Genomic DNA, 18,807 nt, shown 5'->3' with positions numbered 1-18,807 from the left:
ACGTGGTGCGAGCGTCAGTTTACGTCCAGCAGCTGGGACTTGACCGGGCCATCAAGCCAGAACTTTGCAGGTTCTCCCACGGCGTATTCGGGGGACTCGCCGGGGATCCAGCCGGGCCGGTGGGTACATGGGTGTGAGAGAACTGGATGGGCGCCAAGAACGCGCCGCCCCACCGAAGGATGGAAGAAACAACGATGTTTGCCGGCACACGGAACCCCTCCCAGAACACTGCCAGGTTCGGAGTCGCCTTCATCGGCGTCCTGCTCATCGCAGTCAACCTTCGGGTGTCCTTTGTCAGCGTCGGACCGGTCCTGGTCAACATCAGCAGCGACCTGGGATTGTCAAGTGCCGCAGCGGGATTCCTCACCGGCCTCCCGCTCATCGCGTTCGCTGTCTTCTCGCCCCTTGCGCCCGGCTTTGCTGCCCGGCTGGGCCTGGACCGGGCACTGTGGATGTCATTGCTGATCCTCGCCTCCGGCATCGTGCTCCGCTCCCTGCCCGTGCCCGGCTTCATCTGGGCCGGGACGGTCCTGATCGGCGTGGCCATCGCGTTCCTCAACGTCCTGGTCCCCTCCCTCGTCAAGCGGGACTTTCCGTTGCGGGTCAGCCAGGTCACCGGCAGCTATACCGCTGCCCAGGCCGCGTTCGCAGCGGTGGGGGCCGCCGTCGTCGTTCCCGTGGCCCAAACGTCGCCGGCAGGATGGCGGCTCGCCCTCGGCGCCTGGGTGGGGCTGGCCCTCATCGCCATGGCCGTGCTGCTGCCATGGTTGCGCCGCCACGGAACAAGCGCCGCGCACGCCGCACCGCAGGAACGGGCACACCGATCGCCCTGGGGCTCAGCACTGGGCTGGCAGGTGACGGCGTTTATGGGGCTGCAGTCGATCGCCTTCTATGTCCTGATGGCCTGGCTGCCCACCATCGAGCAAAGCCGCGGGATCCCCGCCACCACTGCCGGCGTACACCTTTCCGTCTTCCTGCTGATCAGCGTGTTCGCCAGCCTGGGGACGGGCGCGGTCCTGCACCGGGGACCCGACCAGCGGGTGGTGTCCTTCGCCAGCGGGGCGTTGGTGTTCGTGACCTTCCTGGGCCTGGCACTCGCGCCGGACCTCGTCCTCCTGTGGGTCCTGTTGGGCGCCGTCGGATGCGGAAGCCTCATTGTCATTGCCCTGTCGCTGTTCAGCCTCCGGACGGTGAACCACCCGCAGGCAGCATCCCTGTCCGGCATGGCACAGTCCGTGGGCTACGGGCTGGCCGCGGTGGGCCCGGTGGCCTTCGGTGCCCTCAAGGATGCCAGCGGGGACTGGACGCTTCCACTGCTCGGCACCGCCGGTGCCATGGCCATCCTGGCAGTGACCGGGTTGTTCGCCGGCCGCGACCGTGTCATCAGGGAATCAGCTTCTCGGCGCGGTAGCGGTCAAACAGCGACGTAAAGGCGTCCAGCGTCCGCCGGTACCCGGTAAAGCCGGCGTCACGGCTCTTCCCCATGTCCGTCACCACCTCGATGCCGCGGCCCAGGTCTCCGTCCGTATGCCACCAGCTGGCCACCCGGTCCAGGTCCGGTTCGCTGAGGTTGTGTTCCGCGGCGATCCGCCGCCACTGCTCCTCCCGGCCCGCCATGGACTGCTCAAGGGGATGGGGCTTTGCCTGGTATCCCTCCCACTCCAGGCCGAAGTAGGCGGCGAGTTTCGGCCACATCCAGCGCCAGCGGAACACGTCGCCGTTGACGATGTTGAAGGCCTCGTCAGCGGCCGCGGGGGTGGTTGAAGCCCAGAGCATGTGCTCGGCGAGCAGGCCGGCATCCGTCATGTCCGTGAGCCCGTTCCACTGCGTTTCCGACCCCGGGAAGATGAACGGCTGCCCGCTGTCCCGGCACAGGGTGGCCTGCGCGGCGAGTGTGAGTCCCATGTTCATGGCGTTGCCCACCGCATGCCCGATTACCGTGTGGGCGCGGTGGACGGACCAGGTGAACCCCTGCCGGGCCGCGGCCGCCCAGAGCTCGTCCTCCTGGGCGTAATAGAAGTTCGGCACCGGAAGGCGCGGTTCCTCCTCGTGGAAGGGGGTGTCCGGCATTTCTCCGGCGGCGTATGCCTCGAACGGTCCCAGGTAATGCTTGAGTCCGGTCATCAGGGCAACGTGGGCCACGTCCTTGCCCTGCAGTGCTGAGAGGAGCTCACGAACCATGCCCGCATTGACGGCGATGTTCTCTTCCTCGGTGGCGCGGCGCGACCATGCGGTGAAGAAGACATGTGACGGGTTCTCCGGACCCAGCACAGCGGCAAGGGATTCGGCCGAGGTCAGGTCCGCGGAGAGCCACCTGACGCCGGCGCGTCCGGGACCTGGCCGGCGGGACAAGGCCAGGACTGTCCAGCCTTCGCCCACCAGGGTATCCACCAGTGCGGACCCTGCGATGCCGGTGGCCCCTACCACCAGCGCTGTCCGTCCGTTGCCCGCTGCTGTTCCTGATCCTGATCCGATGGTCATAGTGCTCCTCTTCGTAGGTGCTTGGTTGCATCCGCGCGTCAGCGCGGCCTCACGCCTGGGCGGAGGCCCGCGCGCTGCGTTACGCCGGGACAGTGGGCCACCATGGACCCTCTGGCGACAAGTCGGAGCGTCAGCCAGATATTCCGGCGCCGGCAAGTGGCGGACAGGAGGTTCCGGACAAATTGCAGGGTGCGGGGCGGTGACAGGCCGGGTTTCACCCATGGCGTAGGAGGGTCTCTCCCTGTCACCCGTCCATGGTCAAATAGGAGGGTTGCACCGGCTGCCCGAGTCCAACCGCGGCCTCGGCCCAACGGAAGGAATAAGCACATGACCGATCCCCAAGACCATCCCCCGGTCCCCACTCCCGGGAGCGCACAGGGCCTGGACCAGAAGGTTGAGGGCGGGTGCCCGGTGGCTCATGGCAGTGCCACCGCCCAGGGCAGTGAAAGCGAAAACCCTGCGATCGATTCGCCGACACCCAAGGGGCACCGGCCACGGACCAACCAGGACTGGTGGCCCAACCAGCTGGACCTCTCCGTGCTGCACACGCACGGCCAGGCGAGCAACCCGCTTGGGCCGTCCTTCAGCTACCGCGAGGAATTCCAGAAGCTCGACGTCGAAGCCCTCAAGCAGGACATCAGCCAGGTGCTGACCACTTCCCAGGACTGGTGGCCGGCGGACTTCGGCCACTACGGCGGACTGATGATCCGCCTGAGCTGGCACGCCGCCGGAACCTACCGCGTCCACGACGGCCGCGGCGGAGCGGGCGACGGCAGCCAGCGGTTCGCGCCGCTGAACAGCTGGCCGGACAACGCCAACCTGGACAAGGCCCGCCGCCTGCTGTGGCCCGTCAAGCAGAAGTACGGCCAGAAGCTTTCCTGGGCGGACCTGTTGGTCCTCGCCGGCAACGTTGCCCTTGAGTCCATGGGCTTCAAGACGTTCGGTTTCGCCTTTGGCCGCGAGGACGTGTGGGAGCCCGAGCAGATCTTCTGGGGCCCGGAGGACGCCTGGCTCGGTGACGAGCGGTACACCGGTGAGGGCACTATGGCGGACAACGTCGGTTCCACCGAAATGGGCCTCATCTACGTCAACCCCGAAGGCCCCATGGGCAACCCGGATCCCGTGGCTGCTGCCGCGTTCATCCGTGAGACGTTCAAGCGCATGGCGATGAACGACGAAGAGACTTTCGCGCTGATCGCCGGCGGCCACACGTTCGGCAAGACCCACGGCGCCGGCCCCGCAGACGCACACGTGGGCCCCGAACCCGAGGGGGCGGACCTTGAGGCGCAGGGCCTGGGCTGGCTCAGCACCTACGGCAGCGGCACGGGCGGCGACACCATCACCTCCGGGCTGGAGGTCACGTGGACGGACAAGCCCACGCAGTGGAGCAACCGCTTCCTGGAGATCCTCTTCGAATACGAATGGGAACTGGTCGAGAGCCCCGGCGGCGCCCACCAGTGGGTCGCCAAGGACGCCCCCGAGATCATCCCGGACGCGCACGACCCCAACAAGAAGCACCGGCCCACCATGCTGACCACGGACCTGTCGCTGCGTTTCGACCCGGAGTACGAGAAGATCGGCCGGCGTTTCCTGGAGAACCCGGACCAGTTCGCCCTGGCCTTCGCCAAGGCCTGGTACAAGCTGCTGCACCGCGACATGGGACCAGTGGGCCCGCACATGCTGGGGCCCTGGGTTCCGGAGGCACAGCTGTGGCAGGATCCGGTCCCCGCCGTCGACCACGAACTGATCGGCGAACAGGACATTGCCGAGCTCAAGGCCAAGCTCCTTGACTCCGGACTGACCATCCCGCAGCTGGCCAGCACAGCCTGGGCATCGGCTGCAACCTACCGAAAGACGGACCGCCGCGGCGGGGCCAACGGCGCCCGGATCAGGCTGGAGCCGCAGCGCAGCTGGGAGGCCCACGAACCGGAGCAGCTGGCTGCCGTGCTTCCCGTACTTGAGCGCGTGCAGGAGGAGTTCAACTCGGCACAGTCCGGCGGCAAGAAGGTCTCACTCGCGGACCTTATCGTCCTGGGCGGCGCTGCTGCCGTGGAAAAGGCAGCAGCCGACGCCGGGTTCCCCGTCACGGTGCCGTTCCGTCCGGGCCGCACGGACGCTACGCAGGAACAGACCGACGTCGAATCCTTCCAGTACCTGGAGCCGCGGGCCGACGGGTTCCGCAACTATCTGCGCCCCGGTGCGAAGGTCCAGCCGGAGACCCTCCTGCTGGACAAGGCGTACATGCTGGACCTCTCCGCGCCCGAGATGACGGCGCTGGTGGGCGGCATGCGTGCCCTGGGCACCAACGTGGCCGGCTCCAGCCACGGTGTGCTGACGGACAAGCCGCAGGTCCTGACGAACGACTTCTTCGTCAACCTGCTCTCGCCCGGCACCAAATGGAAGGCGTCGGAGTCGGAGGAGAACTTCTACGAGATCACCGATGTTGCCACCGGTGAACTCAAGTGGACGGCCACCCCGGTGGACCTGGTCTTCGGTTCCAACTCCCAGCTGCGGGCACTGGCCGAGGTCTACGCCAGCGATGACGCCAAGGAGAAGTTCGTGAACGACTTCGTGGCCGCCTGGGCAAAGGTCATGGAACTGGACCGGTTCGACCTGAACTAGCCTCCACAATCCAGGCTCCGGGCCGGCTGCATTCCGCAGCCGGCCCGGACCTGCTGAGGCGGCTTTATTGGTCGGCCGGGAAGCTGATGACCGCCGTGGTCCCGCCGCCGGGTGATTCCTTCAAGCTCAATTCCCCACCGTGCGCCTCAACAATGCGGCGGCAGATGGCCAACCCAAGGCCGGAGCCGTGCCCGTCCCCGTCGCGGTGCAGCCGGACCAGTGGTTCCAGCACGCGCTGCCGGTCCACCGGCGCAATGCCCTTGCCGTTGTCCGCCACCAGCACAGTGGTTCCGTGGTAATTCGAAATGCCGCTGATGCGCACGCTGAGGTCCCGGTCCGGGCTCCGGTAGTTCATGGCGTTGGCCACCAGGTTCTGCAGCAGGGTGCGCAACTGCCCGGGGTCCACGTGGAGCTTCATCTCCCCGCTGTCCAGGACGGCGCCGGGCCCGAAGGACAGGCCCAAATCCCTGGCCACTTCGGCCGCCACGTCCTGAAGGGATACGTGCTGCCGCTGGAGGACACCGCCCATCCGTGAGTAGGTCAGGACGTCCTCAAGCATGGTCAGCATGCGGTGGCCGCTGGCGCCGATGATCTGCAGATACTCGGCCGCCGGGTGGTCCCCGTCCACTTCATCCTCTGCCATCTCCACGTAGCCCAGCATGGTGGTGAGTGGTCCGCGCAGGTCATGGCTGACGCGTCCTGCAAACTCCGCCAGCTTGGCGTTGCTTTCCCGCACCTCGTCGAGGGCACTGTTCAACTGCAGCGTGCGCCGCTGGAGCTCAAGCAGCTGCACTGCCTGGCGGGCCAGGATCTCCAGCATGTCCAGCTGGTCCTTATCGGGTGTGCCCGCAGAATTGGAAAAGACGCACAGCGACCCCAGCACGAACCCGGACGACGTCTCCAACGGAACCGAAGCATAGAACCGGACGGCGGCAATTTCCCCTGTCACAAACGGATTCGATGCGAGGCGGGGGTCCAGGGATGCGTCCGGGACAACTGTTGTCTTCCCCGAGAGGAAGACTTGTGCGCACATGGAGTCCTCCCGGGCGCAGACGGCGGCCTCAAAGCCGACGGCGGCCACCTGCTGTTGCTCATCGGACGTGACAACGTTAATCACGCCGTAGGGGACGCCGCAGAGCTTTGCGGCAAGCTGGACAAGGTTTTCGAGGGGTTCCGTTGAAAGCGCCTGATCAACGCTCCGCTGGCGTCCCCCGCCGTTGGCGAAGGTGAATCCGTACTCCTGCAGTAATTCGTCCCGTCCGAGTGGATCGCTGAGCGCTGCTGTCATCGAGTGCGTGCCAACCATGAACGTCCCTTCCCAGACCGCAAAGGGGTCCCCGGGGAGATAGTACAGGCCACCACCCGTGTCCCGGGAATACGTTTCCCCGCTCCTCTGCCGCGGGCCGGGATTCAGAGGCATTGCTCCGGCAGGCGGCATAGGATCCAGTTATGGCCCAACTCATCGTCCCGGACCCAGCCCTCCACTCTTCCTGGCTGGAAGGAACTGCGGAGTTCCAAGGTGCCCACCTGGACGGCGCAGGCGCCGAGGGCTGGTCCCCGGACGATCTCCAGGACCCCGCCGTCTTTGGCCGCTTCGTCGATGCCCTCATCAAAGACGCGCAGCCGGAAACCGTGCGGAAGCCGGGCTACGTGCCCTGCACCTATCTATGGATTGCCGACGGCGGCACCTTCCTTGGGTCCCTGGCCATCAGGCACGGGCTGAACGACCACCTCCTCAACGAAGGGGGGCACATCGGCTACAGCGTCCGGCCCTCCGCCAGGCGCCGCGGCCATGCCGCGAAAGCACTTGCCGATGCGCTGCCCCTGGCACGGGCATTGGGAATCACGCAGGTTCTCCTGACGTGCGACGAGGACAACGCCGGCTCGCGGGCAACCATCGAAAAGAACGGCGGCCAATACGAGGACACGCGCAACGGCAAGCGCCGCTACTGGATCGACACCGAATAGCCGGCGAACGCGTGCCAAACTTGGCGGGTGATCACAGAACACGCGCTGCTTCCGGTCATACCCGGCCGGGAAGAGGACTTCGAGGAAGCTTTCGCCCAGGCCCGGCACATCATCGCTTCAATGCCGGGCTTCCTCGCCATGTCTTTGTTGCGCTCGATTGAATCTCCCCAAACGTACCTGCTGCTCGTTGAATGGGAGTCGCTGGAAGACCATACAGTGGGCTTCAGGGGATCCCCGGGGTACCAGCAGTGGCGTTCTTTGCTGCACCGCTTCTATGAGCCGTTTCCGGTGGTGGAGCACTTCGAAACAGTTAGCGCCGCGCCGAAAGCCGCGTCATAAGCCGCGCCGCGGACGTTGGGGGGAAGCCCCCGCGCGAGTCTCGCTCCAGCGCGGGGGCTCCTTGCTTCCTGCCGGGGAACTGGCGTTGGAAACAGTTATAAATTACCGGCCGGTAGCTTGCGGAAATCACAGATTGCAGCGGCTTTGGCCAATCTTGATGGAACTTTGAGGGTGGCCCCGGGTCCCTTCAATCTGCGGGGCCCTCTAGTCCGCGAGGCCCTTTAGTCTGCCGGGCCCGCCGAGGCGTCGGGGTCCTCCTCCGGCTCAAAAGTGTTGGGCTCGGCCCCACCGGAGATCCCGACGCCGTCTTTCCCGCCGGGGATCCCGCCGTCGGGGTTGCCTTTCCTGGCGGCCGTGTCCTCCTGCGGCTCGTCCTCAGGCAGTGAATCAGGTGAATTGATAGACATCGCTCCTCCTTCTGTGGCTGGGCCTCAACGCTAACAGCCGGTGCCGGAAAAGGCTCCGGAACAGCTTGAGGTTTTCTGCCCGTCCCCCAAAAACCGCCGCCCGCTAGCTGCCGGGGGCCGCTGCCCGCTGCTGCCTCAGGATGTAGCGCTGGAGCTTTCCCGACGGCGTCTTGGGCAGGTCCGCAACGAAGTGGATGCGGCGCGGATAGGCATGGGCGGCGAACTGCGTCTTGACCATGGTCTGGAGTTCAACCAGCAGGGCATCACTGGCGGCGGTGCCGTCCGCCAGGACCACGTAGGCCTCCAGGACTTCACCGCGCAGTTCGTCGGGAGCGCCCACCACGGCACATTCCAGGACCGCCGGATGCGTGGCCAGGACGCTTTCCACGTCGAACGGGCCAATCCGGTATCCGGCCATGATGATCACGTCATCATCGCGGGAGGAGAAGAAGTAGTAACCGTCCGCGTCCACCATGCCCGCGTCCCCGGTCAGGTACCACTTGCCGTCCGCGCTGAACCTTTCGGCGGTCTTCTTCGGCGCATCCTGGTAGCCCTTGAACCACATCATGGGACTTTCCGCCACGTTGACGGCGACGCGGCCCAGCTCGCCGGGCGCGGCCGGCTCGTCGGCATTGTCCTTGAGGACCGCGCAGCTCCACCCCGGCAAGGGCCGGCCCATGGAACCCGGCCTCAGTTCCGTCCTCACATCGTCATGCCAGGCGTTGATGATCATCATTCCGTGTTCGGTCTGCCCGTAGTGGTCCCGCACCGGAACGCCCAGCACCTCCCGGGCCCAGCTGATCACTTCAGGGGTCAGCGGTTCGCCGGCGGATGAAGCGCGCCGAAGCTGGAACGGCCCGGTTCCGGCGCCGGCCTTGGCCCGCATGGTGCGGTACACGGTAGGCGCGGCGGCGAAGTTGGTCACCGAGAACGCCTCCAGCACCTTGAAGCTGAGTTCCGGGGAGAACCCGGGGCGCAGCAGGATGTTCCGCCGTCCCGCCGCCATGGGACCGAGGATCCCGTAGTACAGGCCGTACGCCCAGCCGGGGTCTGCGGCATTCCAGAAGACATCCCCTTCACTGACGTCCAGGCCCAGTTCGATGTACTGGCGGAACGCTGCCAACGCCCGGACCGGCACCGGCACGCCCTTGGGGGCGCCCGTGGTGCCGGACGTAAAGATGAGGACCAGGCCGCCGTCCCCTCCCACAGCTTCGGAGGCGATCCCCGGCCGCTGCCGGGCCAGGAGCGGCGTGAGCGCCAGGTCCGGCGCGGAGGCTTCTTCGCCGGCAACCACCACGGCGGCGCCGGTTTCCTGGATCTTCGCCCGCTGGTCGGGGTCGGTGATCACCACCTTGGCACGGGAAGCGGTAAGGCGGAGTTCGATGGCGGGCCACGCGAAGGCCGTGAACAAGGGCACATGGACGGCCCCGCGCCGCCAAATGGCCAGGAGCATAACCGCCAGGTCTGCCGACTTTCCCATCAGGGTGGCCACCGCGTCCCCGGGGCCGACCCCCAGTTCCGCCAGGGCGGCGGCTCCCCGTTCCGACCGCTCCCGCAGCTGGCCGTAGGTAATGTCCTCCGCCGAAAAGTCAGCTGCGACCACTGTGAAGGCAACGGCATCGGGATCGTGGCTGTCACACAGGAGCTCGGCCGCGCAGGCGTCCGGCGCACCGTAGGTGGCGAGAAGGGCATCGACGGCTGGAACCGGACGGGACATTCATTCTCCTTTGAACAACAGCACCTTGAAGCACCGGCATGTGTAACACGGTGGAATCAACCTACTGCACTGAGATCGCCGTCACATGCCGCGCCCTGCTGTCATGCGCCGACAGGTCACCCCTTGGCGCCGGGCGGCCGGATGATCCGCCGCTGCGTGGCGGCAGCGATGGCGGCCGTGCGGTTGTCCACGCCGAGCTTGCCGTAGATGTGCACCAGGTGGGTCTTCACGGTCGCCTCCGAAATGAAGACCTGCCTGGCAATGGCGCGGTTGGACAGGCCCGTGGCCAGCAGTTCCAGCAGCTGCACTTCCCGCGGGGTCAGCGACGTGCCGGGGTTGCTGATCCGGTTCATCAGCAGCGCGGCCGCCCGCGGTGCCAGGACCGTGCCGCCGGCGGCAGCCTGCAGCACCGCTTGCCGCAGCTGCTCCGGCGGGGCGTCCTTCAACATGTAGCCACTGGCCCCTGCCTCCACGGCGGCGAGGATGTCCGCGTCGGTGTCATAGGTGGTGAGGATGAGCACCGGCGGCGGAGCATCGAGCTTCCGGATCTCGGCCGTGGCCGTGACGCCGTCCATGTCGTCCCCCATCTGCAGGTCCATGAGGACCACATCCGGCGCTTCACCCAGGGCGGTCAACCGGGCCAGTTCCTTCAGCGCTGCCCTGCCGTCAGGGGCCTCCGCGGCGATCGAAATGCCTTCAAAGCCGGTGAGCATGGCACGCAGCCCGGCGCGGACCACAGGGTGGTCGTCCACCAGCAATACCCGTATGTCGCTCACGGTTCCTCCACCGGGAGCCTGATGGCCACCACTGTGCCCTCGCCCGGCGCCGACTCCACCGCCAGCGTGCCGTTCAAGGCGGCGACCCGTTCCCGCAGCGAGCGCAGCCCAAAGCCGCTGCCGTCCGCTGCGCCCGCGGCACTTTCCCGATCTGGCGGGTCAAAGCCCGTGCCGTCGTCGTACACGTCCATGGTCACTTCACTGCCCAGGAAGGCAAGGCTGACGACGGCGGTGCTTGCCCGGGCGTGTTCGCGGACGTTCGCAAGGCTCGCCTGCGCCGCCCGCAGCAGGGCAATGCGGACAGGCTGGGGCAGGTCCTGTGGCTCCCCGTCCACCTCCAGGCGGCAGTGCAGGGGCGCCCCCGCGGCCTCGGCGTCTGTCCAGGTCCTCTCGCACAGCCGTCCCAGGGCCTCCACCAAGGTGGTGCCCTCCAGCTGGGGTGAGGACAGGCCGCGGACAAAACTGCGGGCCTCGGCCAGATTATCCGCCGCGGTCTGCTGCACCAGCGCCAGCCGCCCTGAAGCCGTGGCGAGATCACCGTCGGCGAGGGACTGCCCTGCGGCCCGGCCCAGCAGCACGATGCTGGACAGGCCTTGCGCCAGCGTGTCGTGGATTTCCCGGGCCAGCCGCTCCCGCTCGGCCAGTACGCCCGCCTGGTGCTGGGACCGGGCCAGCTCCTCCCGTGTCCGCCGCAGCTCGTCCGCCGCGCGCCGTTGGTTTTCCGCCTCGCGGTACAGGGCTGCGTAGGCCAGGCCGGTGATGACGGAAAAGATCGCGCCCAGGACAGGCCCGACGACGGCCGCAGCGTGCGGGACAGGAGCGCCGCTGGCAGCCCATTGGGAAGCGATGACCGCCACCGTCATCAGCGCGATGGTCAGGAGCGCGGCGCGCCGTGGCAGCAAATGAAGGTGCAGGAAAAAGATGGGGAACGCCAGCCAGGCGAAATCGGCGCTGCCGGCCAGCAGGAAAACCCACAGGGCCGTGACCAGGCCCAGCCAGAGCAAACCGTAGCGGCGGGGATCCACAACGGTCCGGCCCTCGGCATGGCGCTTTTCCAGGACTGTGCCGGCCAGGTAGACAGCAGCGAGGACCACAGCGGCGCTGGCCCACACCCAGCGCAGGGCACCTCCCGCCATCAGCATCCGGACCAGGCCGACGGCCAGCAGCAGCGCGAACCCGGTGTGCAGCGTGACCCGCAGGACTCGGAGGATAGCTGCGGATGATGCGTTTTCCAGGGCATTCAGCGGCCCCCGCCCGGAAACACCTGCGGCCTTCTCCGGTGGTGTTGGCAAGGGAGTGGCAGGCATTTCATCAGCTTATGCCGGGGACTGCGGGGAGCGGATCAACCGAAAGGTTGACTCCGGGCTCAACCGTTCCATGCCCGCGGATCAACCATCCCCGCGATGTCCGTGGAGGCTCCGGCCGGGATGGTGGAACTACAGAACAATTCACCCCTGCTGAGAGAAGAAACAACGTGTTCCTGGCAATCCGCGATATCCGCTTCGCCAAAGGCCGGTTCGCCATGATGGGCGGCGTCGTAGCCCTGATCACCCTGCTGCTGGTCATGCTGTCCGGCCTGACCGCGGGCCTTGCCGAGCAATCCACGTCCGCCATCGCCAGGCTCGGGGCAGCTGCGGCCAGCCCTGTGGACACCATCGTCTTCGGCGCCCCCGGCACCGGTTCCCCCAAGGCGTCCTTCACCGAAAGCGCCGTGACCGCCGCCCAGGTGGACAGCTGGAAGGACCGGCCCGGGGTCCGGTCCGCCGAACCGCTGGGCATCATCCAGACCCGGGCGCAGACGGCGGAGGGTTCGGGGACAGCGAATGTTGCCCTGTTCGGCGTCGCGCAGGGCAGTCCGCTGCCACCCGCGGAGGTCTCCACCGGCACGGCCGTGGTGGGCTCCTCGGTGGCGGAGGCCCTGTCGGTGGGCCAGGGCGGCAAGCTGTCTTTGGGCGGCGTGGAACTTTCGGTCGCGGCCGTGGTGCCGGACCAGTGGTACGCGCACACCAGCGTGGTGTGGACCGCGCTGCCCGCGTGGGCCAAGGCGGCACACGTGTCCGACGGCGGACAGCTGGCCACGGTCGTCGCCGTCACCTATGCGAACGGGGCCACAGTGGATGAGGCGGCGGCGAACGCTGCAGCCCACACCGTCAGCGCGTCGCGCACCGGATCCTTCCAGGCCCTGGGCTCCTTCAAAAGCGAAAACGGGTCGCTGGCCCTGATGCAGGCGTTCCTGTACGGAATTTCGGCACTGGTGATCGTGGCCTTCCTGAGCGTCTGGACCATCCAGCGCACCAGGGACATCGCCGTCCTCAAAGCCATGGGCGCGCCCAGCACCTACATCCTGCGCGACGCCATGACCCAGGCCGCCATTGTGCTGCTGGCGGGCGCCGGAGCGGGCGGGGCCGTGGGTGTTGCCGCCGGAGCGTTCGCGGCCCAGGCCGCCCCCTTCCAGCTGAGCCTGGGCACCACGGTGATTCCCGTCGTCGGGATCGTTGCCCTGGGCCTGGCCGGTGCCGCGCTGGCTGTCCGCCGCGTCACCAAAGTCGATGCGCTCCTCGCGCTCGGCGGCAACTAACCCCTCTTCCCTCCCCCGAAAGGAACCCACCATGGCCACAACCGCTCCCTTGAGCCTGGTCAACGTCACCCTCGAATACCCGGACGGCGGCGGGACCACCACCGCCCTGGACCAGGTCAGCCTCACCGCAAGCGCGGGCCAGCTGGTCTCCCTCGTGGGCCCCTCAGGATCCGGCAAATCCAGCCTCCTGGCCACCGCCGCCACCCTGGTCCGGCCGACCCGCGGGCAGGTCCTCATTGATGGCGCCGATACGGCGGGCCTCAAGGACAAGGAGCTCACCGCGCTGCGGCGCGAAAAAGTGGGCATCATCTTCCAGCAGCCCAACCTGCTGCCGTCACTCACCGCCGTCGAACAGCTCGTCATCAGCGCCCACCTGCGGGGAAAAACCGCCAAAGCAGCCCGTGCGAGGGCAGCGGGGCTGCTGGACGTGGTGGGTCTTTCCGCGGGCGCGGACAAGCTGCCCCACCAGCTCTCCGGCGGCCAGCGCCAGCGCGTCAACATCGCCCGGGCGCTCATGGGAAGCCCCAAGGTACTGCTGGTGGATGAGCCGACGGCGGCGCTGGACCACGAACGGAGCGCGGCCATCGTGGGACTGCTTCGGCAGGTGACCACGGAGTTTGGCGTGGCCACGGTGATGGTCACGCATGACACCGAGTTCGTGCCCCTGACGGACGCGGTGGCCACCATGCGGGACGGCAGGCTCACTGCGCCCGTCAGTGCCCTCAGCCCAAGTGGTGCACCGTAAACGCTGTCAGGAACCCCACGGATGCTGTCAGCCCGGTGAGGTTGTGATGCTCCTCAAAGGCCTCCGGGATCATGGTGTCCGCCAGCATGGCCAGGATGCCGCCGGCCGCCACGGACGTAATGAACGCGACCAGCTCGTCCGGCGCATCCTCCAGCGCCACATACCCCAGCAGCGCGGCCACCCCGCTCAGGATCGCGATGCCGCCCCACAGTCCGAACACGTACCCCCTGCTCCGGCCGGCCTTCTTCATGCCGGCTGTCCCGGAAAGCCCTTCGGGCACGTTGGAGATGAAAACGGCGGCCAGCATGGCAGGACTCACCGCTCCCCCGGCCAGCAGGCCGACGCCAAGGACTACGGACTCCGGGACGCCGTCCAGCAGCGCTCCGACGGCGATTGCCGTGCCGCTGCCGGGATCGTCTTTTTCGGAGGGCTGCTGGTCTCCGGACCGCTTGCGGTGCTTGGCACCGGCCCTGGCCCTGAGCATATTGGCACCGACGTACACCACCGCGCCGGCCAGGAACCCTGCCACCGTAGGCCACAGGCCGCCGCCCTTGACGGCCTCGTCCACCAGCTCAAAGGCCAGGGCAGAGATCAGCACGCCCGCGCCGAACGACATGATGGTGGACACCACCTTGGACGGTATGGACCACCGCCAGGACACAGCTGCTCCCAGGACCAGCGCGGCACCGGCACCGGTGCCCCATACAAGTGACATCAACCAAGTAGGCATACGTGTCCCGTCCCCAGCTGCGCAGAACTGAAACAGAGGGCCGTCCCGGGAGGCTCGCTGGGCGGCCAGCCGGCCGTACCCGGTCCGTGGGGCGCCGCGCGCAGAATTGATGGGATCTTGAGCCAAACCTTACGATCCCCATACCTTGCGGGTCCACGCTGGAGAGATCAGACCAACCAGCTTGTGGGGAGCAGGAAGTCATGGGAAGCAGAACAGCGTTGGACAGCGACGTCACAACCGTGGGCGGTGTGCTGACAGACCGGCAGCCGCTGGATTTCCACACGTTGGGCCTCGCCGGCTGCATCGACCGGCTCACGGCGCCCTTGCGGCAGCGCGGGACCGTGGTCCACTGGGATACTCCACACTGGGGCATCGAGATCCCGGCGGACTCCGCGTCCCTCCTGTACCAGTCCGCCCGCGAGGCACTCAGCAACGCCTTCAAGTACTCCGCTGCGCACACGCTCACCATCCAGCTGGCAGCCGTTGACCACGGCATCCGCCTGGTGGTGGCCGACGACGGCACAGGCTTTGACAGCGACCTCGCCACGTGCGGGCGGCACCACGGCTATGGCCTGCGGCTCATGGCTGTCGCCGTGCAGGAAGCGGGCGGGGCCGTTGATATCAACGCCACCCCGGGGATGGGCACCAGCGTGACCGTGACGCTTCCGCTGGACTGACCCGCACGCCCGGATCGCAGGCGCCAAACCCGCCTGCCCATAAACTCGGATGCCCGCCGTTGCTGGGACGGAGGGCATCCGTATGCGTGGTGGAACCGCCTGATGGAAAACTGCCTGGTGGAGAACCGAACTACCGGGAAAGCTTGGCGGCGTCCGGTTCCAGGTCACCGATGTGGCCCGGGGCGTTCGCAGCCAGGACCCTCGCCACGAAGGCTGCATACTCGTCCATGTAGTGCCCCAGGAACTTGGCGGTGGACGCATCCTTGACCTCGCCGTCGTCCCCAAAGGCTTCTGCCTTGTAGGTGATGTACGCCTCCGGCGCATTCAGCTGCGGCGCGTCGAGGAAGCTCAGGACGCTGCGCATGGAGGACTGCATCACCGCCGTGCCGATGCTGCCCGGCGAGGCGCCAATGATGCCGGTGGGCTTGCGGGCAAAAGAGTTGGTTCCCCACGGGCGGGAACCCCAGTCGATGGCGTTTTTTAGGGCGCCGGGGATGGAGCGGTTGTATTCGGGCGAGACGAACAGGATCCCGTCGGCGGCCTCGATGGCTTCCTTGAGGGCACGGCCCTCGGGCGGGAAGTCGGCGTCATAGTCGTAGCTGTACAGCGGGAGGTCCTTGATGGGGATCTCGGTGAATTCCAATTCCTCCGGAGCGAGCTTGATCAAGGCCTTGGCCAGGACCCTGTTGATGGAGCCGCTTGCCAGGCTGCCCACGAAATATCCGATCTTGTACGTTGCCATGAGGGATCCTTTCCAACAGCCGGTCCGCGCCGGCTGGCTGAGTGTGGCTGGAAATGGTGCCGTCCCCGGCACGGGCCGGAAGCGGCGGTTGGTGCCCAGTGCCTCATCAGTCCAGCACACCAGGGCGGCTGCGGCCAGAGGGTGAACGGTCCCGGCCTCCGGCGGAGCGGAAACGCCCATGGCATTGCGGCCGTCCCGCCTAGCAATAACCCCTTGCATGCACGCCCCCCGGTCTACTACGTTGTAGTCCAATCAAGAAAGCGCTTTCCCATCTGGGTTGGGTCTTCTGCGCGCAGCAACAAGTGGAATTGGATGACATGGCTGACAACATCCTCATCAAGTGGATCGACGGACAGGCCCCTGCGGAAATCAGCGGCGGAAGCACCTGGGGCATGCCGTTCCCGCGCGGCACGGTGCCCGGGGTGGAGGCCCTGGCCGTTGCGGACGCCAACGGCGCCCGCGTCCCCAGCCAGGCGTGGCCCCTGGCCACCTGGCCGGACGGATCCCTGAAGTGGGCGGGGGTCGCACTCCCGGCAACCTGCTCGCCGTCGGACACCTACCACGTGACGTCCGACGCCGGCACACCCGCCGGGGCTGGCCAGCCGTCGTCGGGCTCCGCCTCAGTCATGGTCACCGAAAGTGCCGACGCCTTCACTGTAGATACCGGCGTCCTGCAGATGGTTATCAGCCGCGGCGGTTCCACCCTGTTCAGCAGCCTTTCCCGGGACGGCAGGACCGTTGCCCGGGACGCCCGGCTGGTCAGCCTGGTGCAGGATGGCATCCCCGAAGGGGCTGGGACGGCCCGGCGGGAGGCCTTCACCGGAGAGGTCACCGCAGCGGCCGTCGAACAAAACGGCCCGGTCCGCGCGGTGGTGCGGCTGGAAGGGCGCCACCGCCAGGACGGCCCCGGCAACGGGCGGGCCTGGCTGCCCTTTGTGGTGCGCTTCTACTTCCACGCCAACGCCCGCAGCGTGCGGATGGTGCACTCCTTCATCTGGGACGGCGACCCCGAGCGGGACTTCCTGGCCGGACTCGGCGTACGGTTCACCGTGCCGCTGGAGGCGGAACTGCACAACCGGCATATCCGCATTGCCGGAGCCGACGGCGGTTTCCTCGCCGAGGCAGTCCGCGGCCTGACCGGGCTCCGCCGGGATCCGGGGGCGGAGGTGCGGGAGGCGCAGATCGCCGGACGCGCCACTCCCACGGAACAGACCTGGAACCCGGAGGTCTCAGGCCGGCTGCACCTGATCCCCACGTGGAGTGACTACACGCTCAGCCAGATCAACGCGGACGGTTTCGAACTGCGCAAGCGCACGGCTGCCGGCCACGGCTGGGTGGGCATCTCCGGTGGAACCCGTGCCGCCGGTTTCTGTTCCTTGAGCGATACCCACGGCGGCCTGGGAATCGGCATCAAGGACTTCTGGCAATCCCACCCGGGACAGCTGGACATCCGCGGCGCGGCTGGCAGCGAAGCCGACCTGACAGCATGGTTGTACTCCCCCGAAGCGCAGCCCATGGACATGCGGTTCTACCACGACGGCCTGGGGCAGGACACGTTCGAGGAACAGCTCGAAGGCTTGGAAATCACTTATGAGGACTACGAGCCGGGGTTCGGCAACCCCACGGGCATTGCCCGGACCCACGAACTCACCCTGTTCGCCTACGAGGCCACCCCGCCAACCGAAAGCCTGGCCGCCGACGCCGCCGCTGCCTCCACGCCCGCCCTGCTGCAGGCCACGCCGGAGTACCTGCATTCCGCGGGTGTGTTCGGCGACTGGGCCCCGGTGGACCGGAGCACGCCGGCACGGGCACGGCTGGAAGACCGACTGGACTTCCTCTTCGATTTCTATGCCGGCCAGGTGGAGCAGCGCCGCTGGTACGGCTTCTGGAACTACGGCGACGTCATGCACACGTACGATTTCGACCGGCACGTGTGGCGGTACGACGTGGGCGGCTATGCGTGGGACAACTCCGAACTCTCCCCCGACCTCTGGCTCTGGTACTCCTACCTGCGCTCCGGCCGGGCGGACATCTTCCGCTTCGCCGAGGCCATGACCCGCCACACCGGCGAGGTGGACGTCTACCACCTGGGCCCATGGAAAGGCCTCGGCTCCCGGCACAACGTCCAGCACTGGGGCTGCAGCGCCAAGCAGCTGCGGATCAGCACCCCCGCCTACCGCCGCTTCTACTACTACCTGACGGCGGACGAGCGCACCGGCGACCTCCTGACCGAACTGGTGCACAGCGACCAAAACTTCCTGGGGCTGGACCCCGTCCGCAAAGTCCGCCCGGACGCCGCCACCTACCGCCCCAACCGCGGCGCCCTGGGCGTGGGTCTCGGAACAGACTGGGGCTCGCTCGCCGCCACCTGGCTCACCGACTGGGAGCGCACCGGCAATCCCCGCTCCCGCGACCGGCTGCTGGGCACCATGGCTGACATCGGCGCGCTCAAGTACGGCTTCCTCACCGGCGAGGCGCTGTACGACCTGGACAAGGGACGGTTCGACACCGGCCGGGAGCAGATTTCGGTGTCGCACCTCAGCGCGGTGTTCGGGCTGGTGGAGATCTGCAGTGAGCTGGTGGACCTGGCCCCTGACCCGCAGTTCGAGCAGGCCTGGCTGCAATACTGCCGGCTGTTCCTGGCCACGAAGGAGGAGCAGGTGGAGGCGGTAGGACAGGCCCTGGAGGGCATCCACCTCACCCAGGCGCACAGCCGCCTGACGGCCTACGCGGCGGCAAGGTTGCAGGATCGTGACCTGGCAGCCCGGGCCTGGGAGAGTTTTGCCGAGGGCGGGGAACACCTGAACCATGGATCAGCGTTCTCGCTGCGGCGGATCAGGCCCCCATTCGTGCTGCAGCCGGTGGATGAGGCGCCCACCGTCTCCACCAATGACACCGCGCAGTTTGGGCTTGCTGTCATCCAGAACCTTGCATTGGTGGGCCAGTACCTGGACTGACGCACCGTGCCCGGCCGAAACAGCGGCGGTGGCACCCGGCCGGGCGCCGCCGTCGTCCGCTTTTCCCT

Annotated in this window: 16 protein-coding genes; 8 read left to right on the top strand and 8 right to left on the bottom strand. The window is 67.4% G+C overall.

Going from position 1 to position 18,807, the window contains the following annotated elements; translation table 11 throughout:
- Positions 1 to 194 precede the first annotated feature (194 nt).
- Positions 195 to 1,430, top strand: a complete 1,236-nt coding sequence (locus PUN51_RS09910; RefSeq protein ID WP_275180761.1) for an MFS transporter — start codon at positions 195 to 197, stop codon at positions 1,428 to 1,430.
- Here the strand turns inward: PUN51_RS09910 and PUN51_RS09905 are convergent.
- Complete coding sequence (locus tag PUN51_RS09905; protein ID WP_275180760.1) at positions 1,384 to 2,481, bottom strand: SDR family oxidoreductase; 1,098 nt, start codon at positions 2,479 to 2,481, stop codon at positions 1,384 to 1,386. The genes PUN51_RS09910 and PUN51_RS09905 overlap by 47 nt on opposite strands.
- A gap of 327 nt (positions 2,482 to 2,808) precedes the next feature.
- On the opposite strand from PUN51_RS09905, the gene katG reads away from it, so the two are divergent.
- Complete coding sequence (gene katG, locus PUN51_RS09900; protein ID WP_275180759.1) at positions 2,809 to 5,103, top strand: catalase/peroxidase HPI; 2,295 nt, start codon at positions 2,809 to 2,811, stop codon at positions 5,101 to 5,103.
- A 64-nt stretch (positions 5,104 to 5,167) separates the two neighbouring features.
- On the opposite strand, the gene PUN51_RS09895 is transcribed toward katG, so the two are convergent.
- Entirely contained in the window at positions 5,168 to 6,409 is a 1,242-nt protein-coding gene (locus PUN51_RS09895; protein ID WP_224023162.1) for a GAF domain-containing sensor histidine kinase, read from the bottom strand.
- Positions 6,410 to 6,552: 143 nt separating this feature from the next.
- Here PUN51_RS09895 and PUN51_RS09890 point away from each other — a divergent pair, with 143 nt between their 5' ends.
- Positions 6,553 to 7,071, top strand: coding sequence for a GNAT family N-acetyltransferase (locus tag PUN51_RS09890; protein ID WP_224023164.1), 519 nt, complete (start codon positions 6,553 to 6,555; stop codon positions 7,069 to 7,071).
- 27 nt (positions 7,072 to 7,098) lie between these two features.
- The gene (locus PUN51_RS09885) at positions 7,099 to 7,410 is read left to right on the top strand and encodes an antibiotic biosynthesis monooxygenase family protein (protein WP_224023166.1); all 312 of its coding nucleotides are present in this window, start codon (positions 7,099 to 7,101) and stop codon (positions 7,408 to 7,410) included.
- Between the two features lie 221 nt (positions 7,411 to 7,631).
- Here the strand turns inward: PUN51_RS09885 and PUN51_RS09880 are convergent, their stop codons facing one another.
- The 4 genes from PUN51_RS09880 to PUN51_RS09865 all read right to left on the bottom strand — a co-directional run bounded on the left by PUN51_RS09880 (position 7,632) and on the right by PUN51_RS09865 (position 11,617).
- Positions 7,632 to 7,817, bottom strand: coding sequence for a hypothetical protein (locus PUN51_RS09880; protein WP_224023168.1), 186 nt, complete (start codon positions 7,815 to 7,817; stop codon positions 7,632 to 7,634).
- Between the two features lie 103 nt (positions 7,818 to 7,920).
- Positions 7,921 to 9,534, bottom strand: a complete 1,614-nt coding sequence (locus PUN51_RS09875) for an AMP-binding protein (protein WP_224023170.1) — start codon at positions 9,532 to 9,534, stop codon at positions 7,921 to 7,923.
- Positions 9,535 to 9,650: 116 nt separating this feature from the next.
- The gene (locus PUN51_RS09870; RefSeq protein ID WP_159630414.1) at positions 9,651 to 10,310 is read right to left on the bottom strand and encodes a response regulator; all 660 of its coding nucleotides are present in this window, start codon (positions 10,308 to 10,310) and stop codon (positions 9,651 to 9,653) included.
- Positions 10,307 to 11,617: a sensor histidine kinase gene (locus PUN51_RS09865; protein ID WP_275180758.1), complete on the bottom strand. Its 1,311-nt coding sequence runs from the start codon at positions 11,615 to 11,617 to the stop codon at positions 10,307 to 10,309. The genes PUN51_RS09870 and PUN51_RS09865 overlap by 4 nt, the downstream gene beginning before the upstream one ends.
- Before the next feature lie 167 nt (positions 11,618 to 11,784).
- Between PUN51_RS09865 and PUN51_RS09860 the strand changes: the two genes are divergently transcribed.
- Entirely contained in the window at positions 11,785 to 12,888 is a 1,104-nt protein-coding gene (locus PUN51_RS09860) for an FtsX-like permease family protein (RefSeq protein ID WP_224023174.1), read from the top strand.
- A gap of 31 nt (positions 12,889 to 12,919) precedes the next feature.
- Complete coding sequence (locus PUN51_RS09855; protein ID WP_275180757.1) at positions 12,920 to 13,633, top strand: ABC transporter ATP-binding protein; 714 nt, start codon at positions 12,920 to 12,922, stop codon at positions 13,631 to 13,633.
- Here PUN51_RS09855 and PUN51_RS09850 read toward each other — a convergent pair.
- Positions 13,611 to 14,363, bottom strand: a complete 753-nt coding sequence (locus PUN51_RS09850; RefSeq protein ID WP_275180756.1) for a ZIP family metal transporter — start codon at positions 14,361 to 14,363, stop codon at positions 13,611 to 13,613. The two genes, PUN51_RS09855 and PUN51_RS09850, sit on opposite strands and share 23 nt — an antisense overlap.
- A 200-nt stretch (positions 14,364 to 14,563) precedes the next feature.
- On the opposite strand from PUN51_RS09850, the gene PUN51_RS09845 reads away from it, so the two are divergent.
- A complete protein-coding gene (locus tag PUN51_RS09845) occupies positions 14,564 to 15,040 on the top strand; it encodes a sensor histidine kinase (protein ID WP_159630404.1) in 477 nt (158 codons plus the stop codon).
- A gap of 130 nt (positions 15,041 to 15,170) precedes the next feature.
- Here PUN51_RS09845 and PUN51_RS09840 read toward each other — a convergent pair whose 3' ends face one another.
- Positions 15,171 to 15,782 carry an NADPH-dependent FMN reductase gene (locus PUN51_RS09840; RefSeq protein WP_224023178.1) on the bottom strand — a complete coding sequence of 204 codons (612 nt, stop codon included), beginning with the start codon at positions 15,780 to 15,782 and terminating at the stop codon, positions 15,171 to 15,173.
- A 317-nt stretch (positions 15,783 to 16,099) separates the two neighbouring features.
- Between PUN51_RS09840 and PUN51_RS09835 the strand changes: the two genes are divergently transcribed.
- The gene (locus PUN51_RS09835) at positions 16,100 to 18,739 is read left to right on the top strand and encodes an exo-rhamnogalacturonan lyase family protein (protein ID WP_224023180.1); all 2,640 of its coding nucleotides are present in this window, start codon (positions 16,100 to 16,102) and stop codon (positions 18,737 to 18,739) included.
- Positions 18,740 to 18,807: the final 68 nt, after the last annotated feature.

The sequence above is a fragment of the Arthrobacter sp. NQ4 genome (assembly GCF_029077345.1).
Taxonomy (GTDB): Bacteria; Actinomycetota; Actinomycetes; order Actinomycetales; family Micrococcaceae; genus Arthrobacter.
The sequence above is the reverse complement of the archived record's forward strand: the minus strand, read 5'-3'. Positions and strand labels throughout refer to the sequence as shown.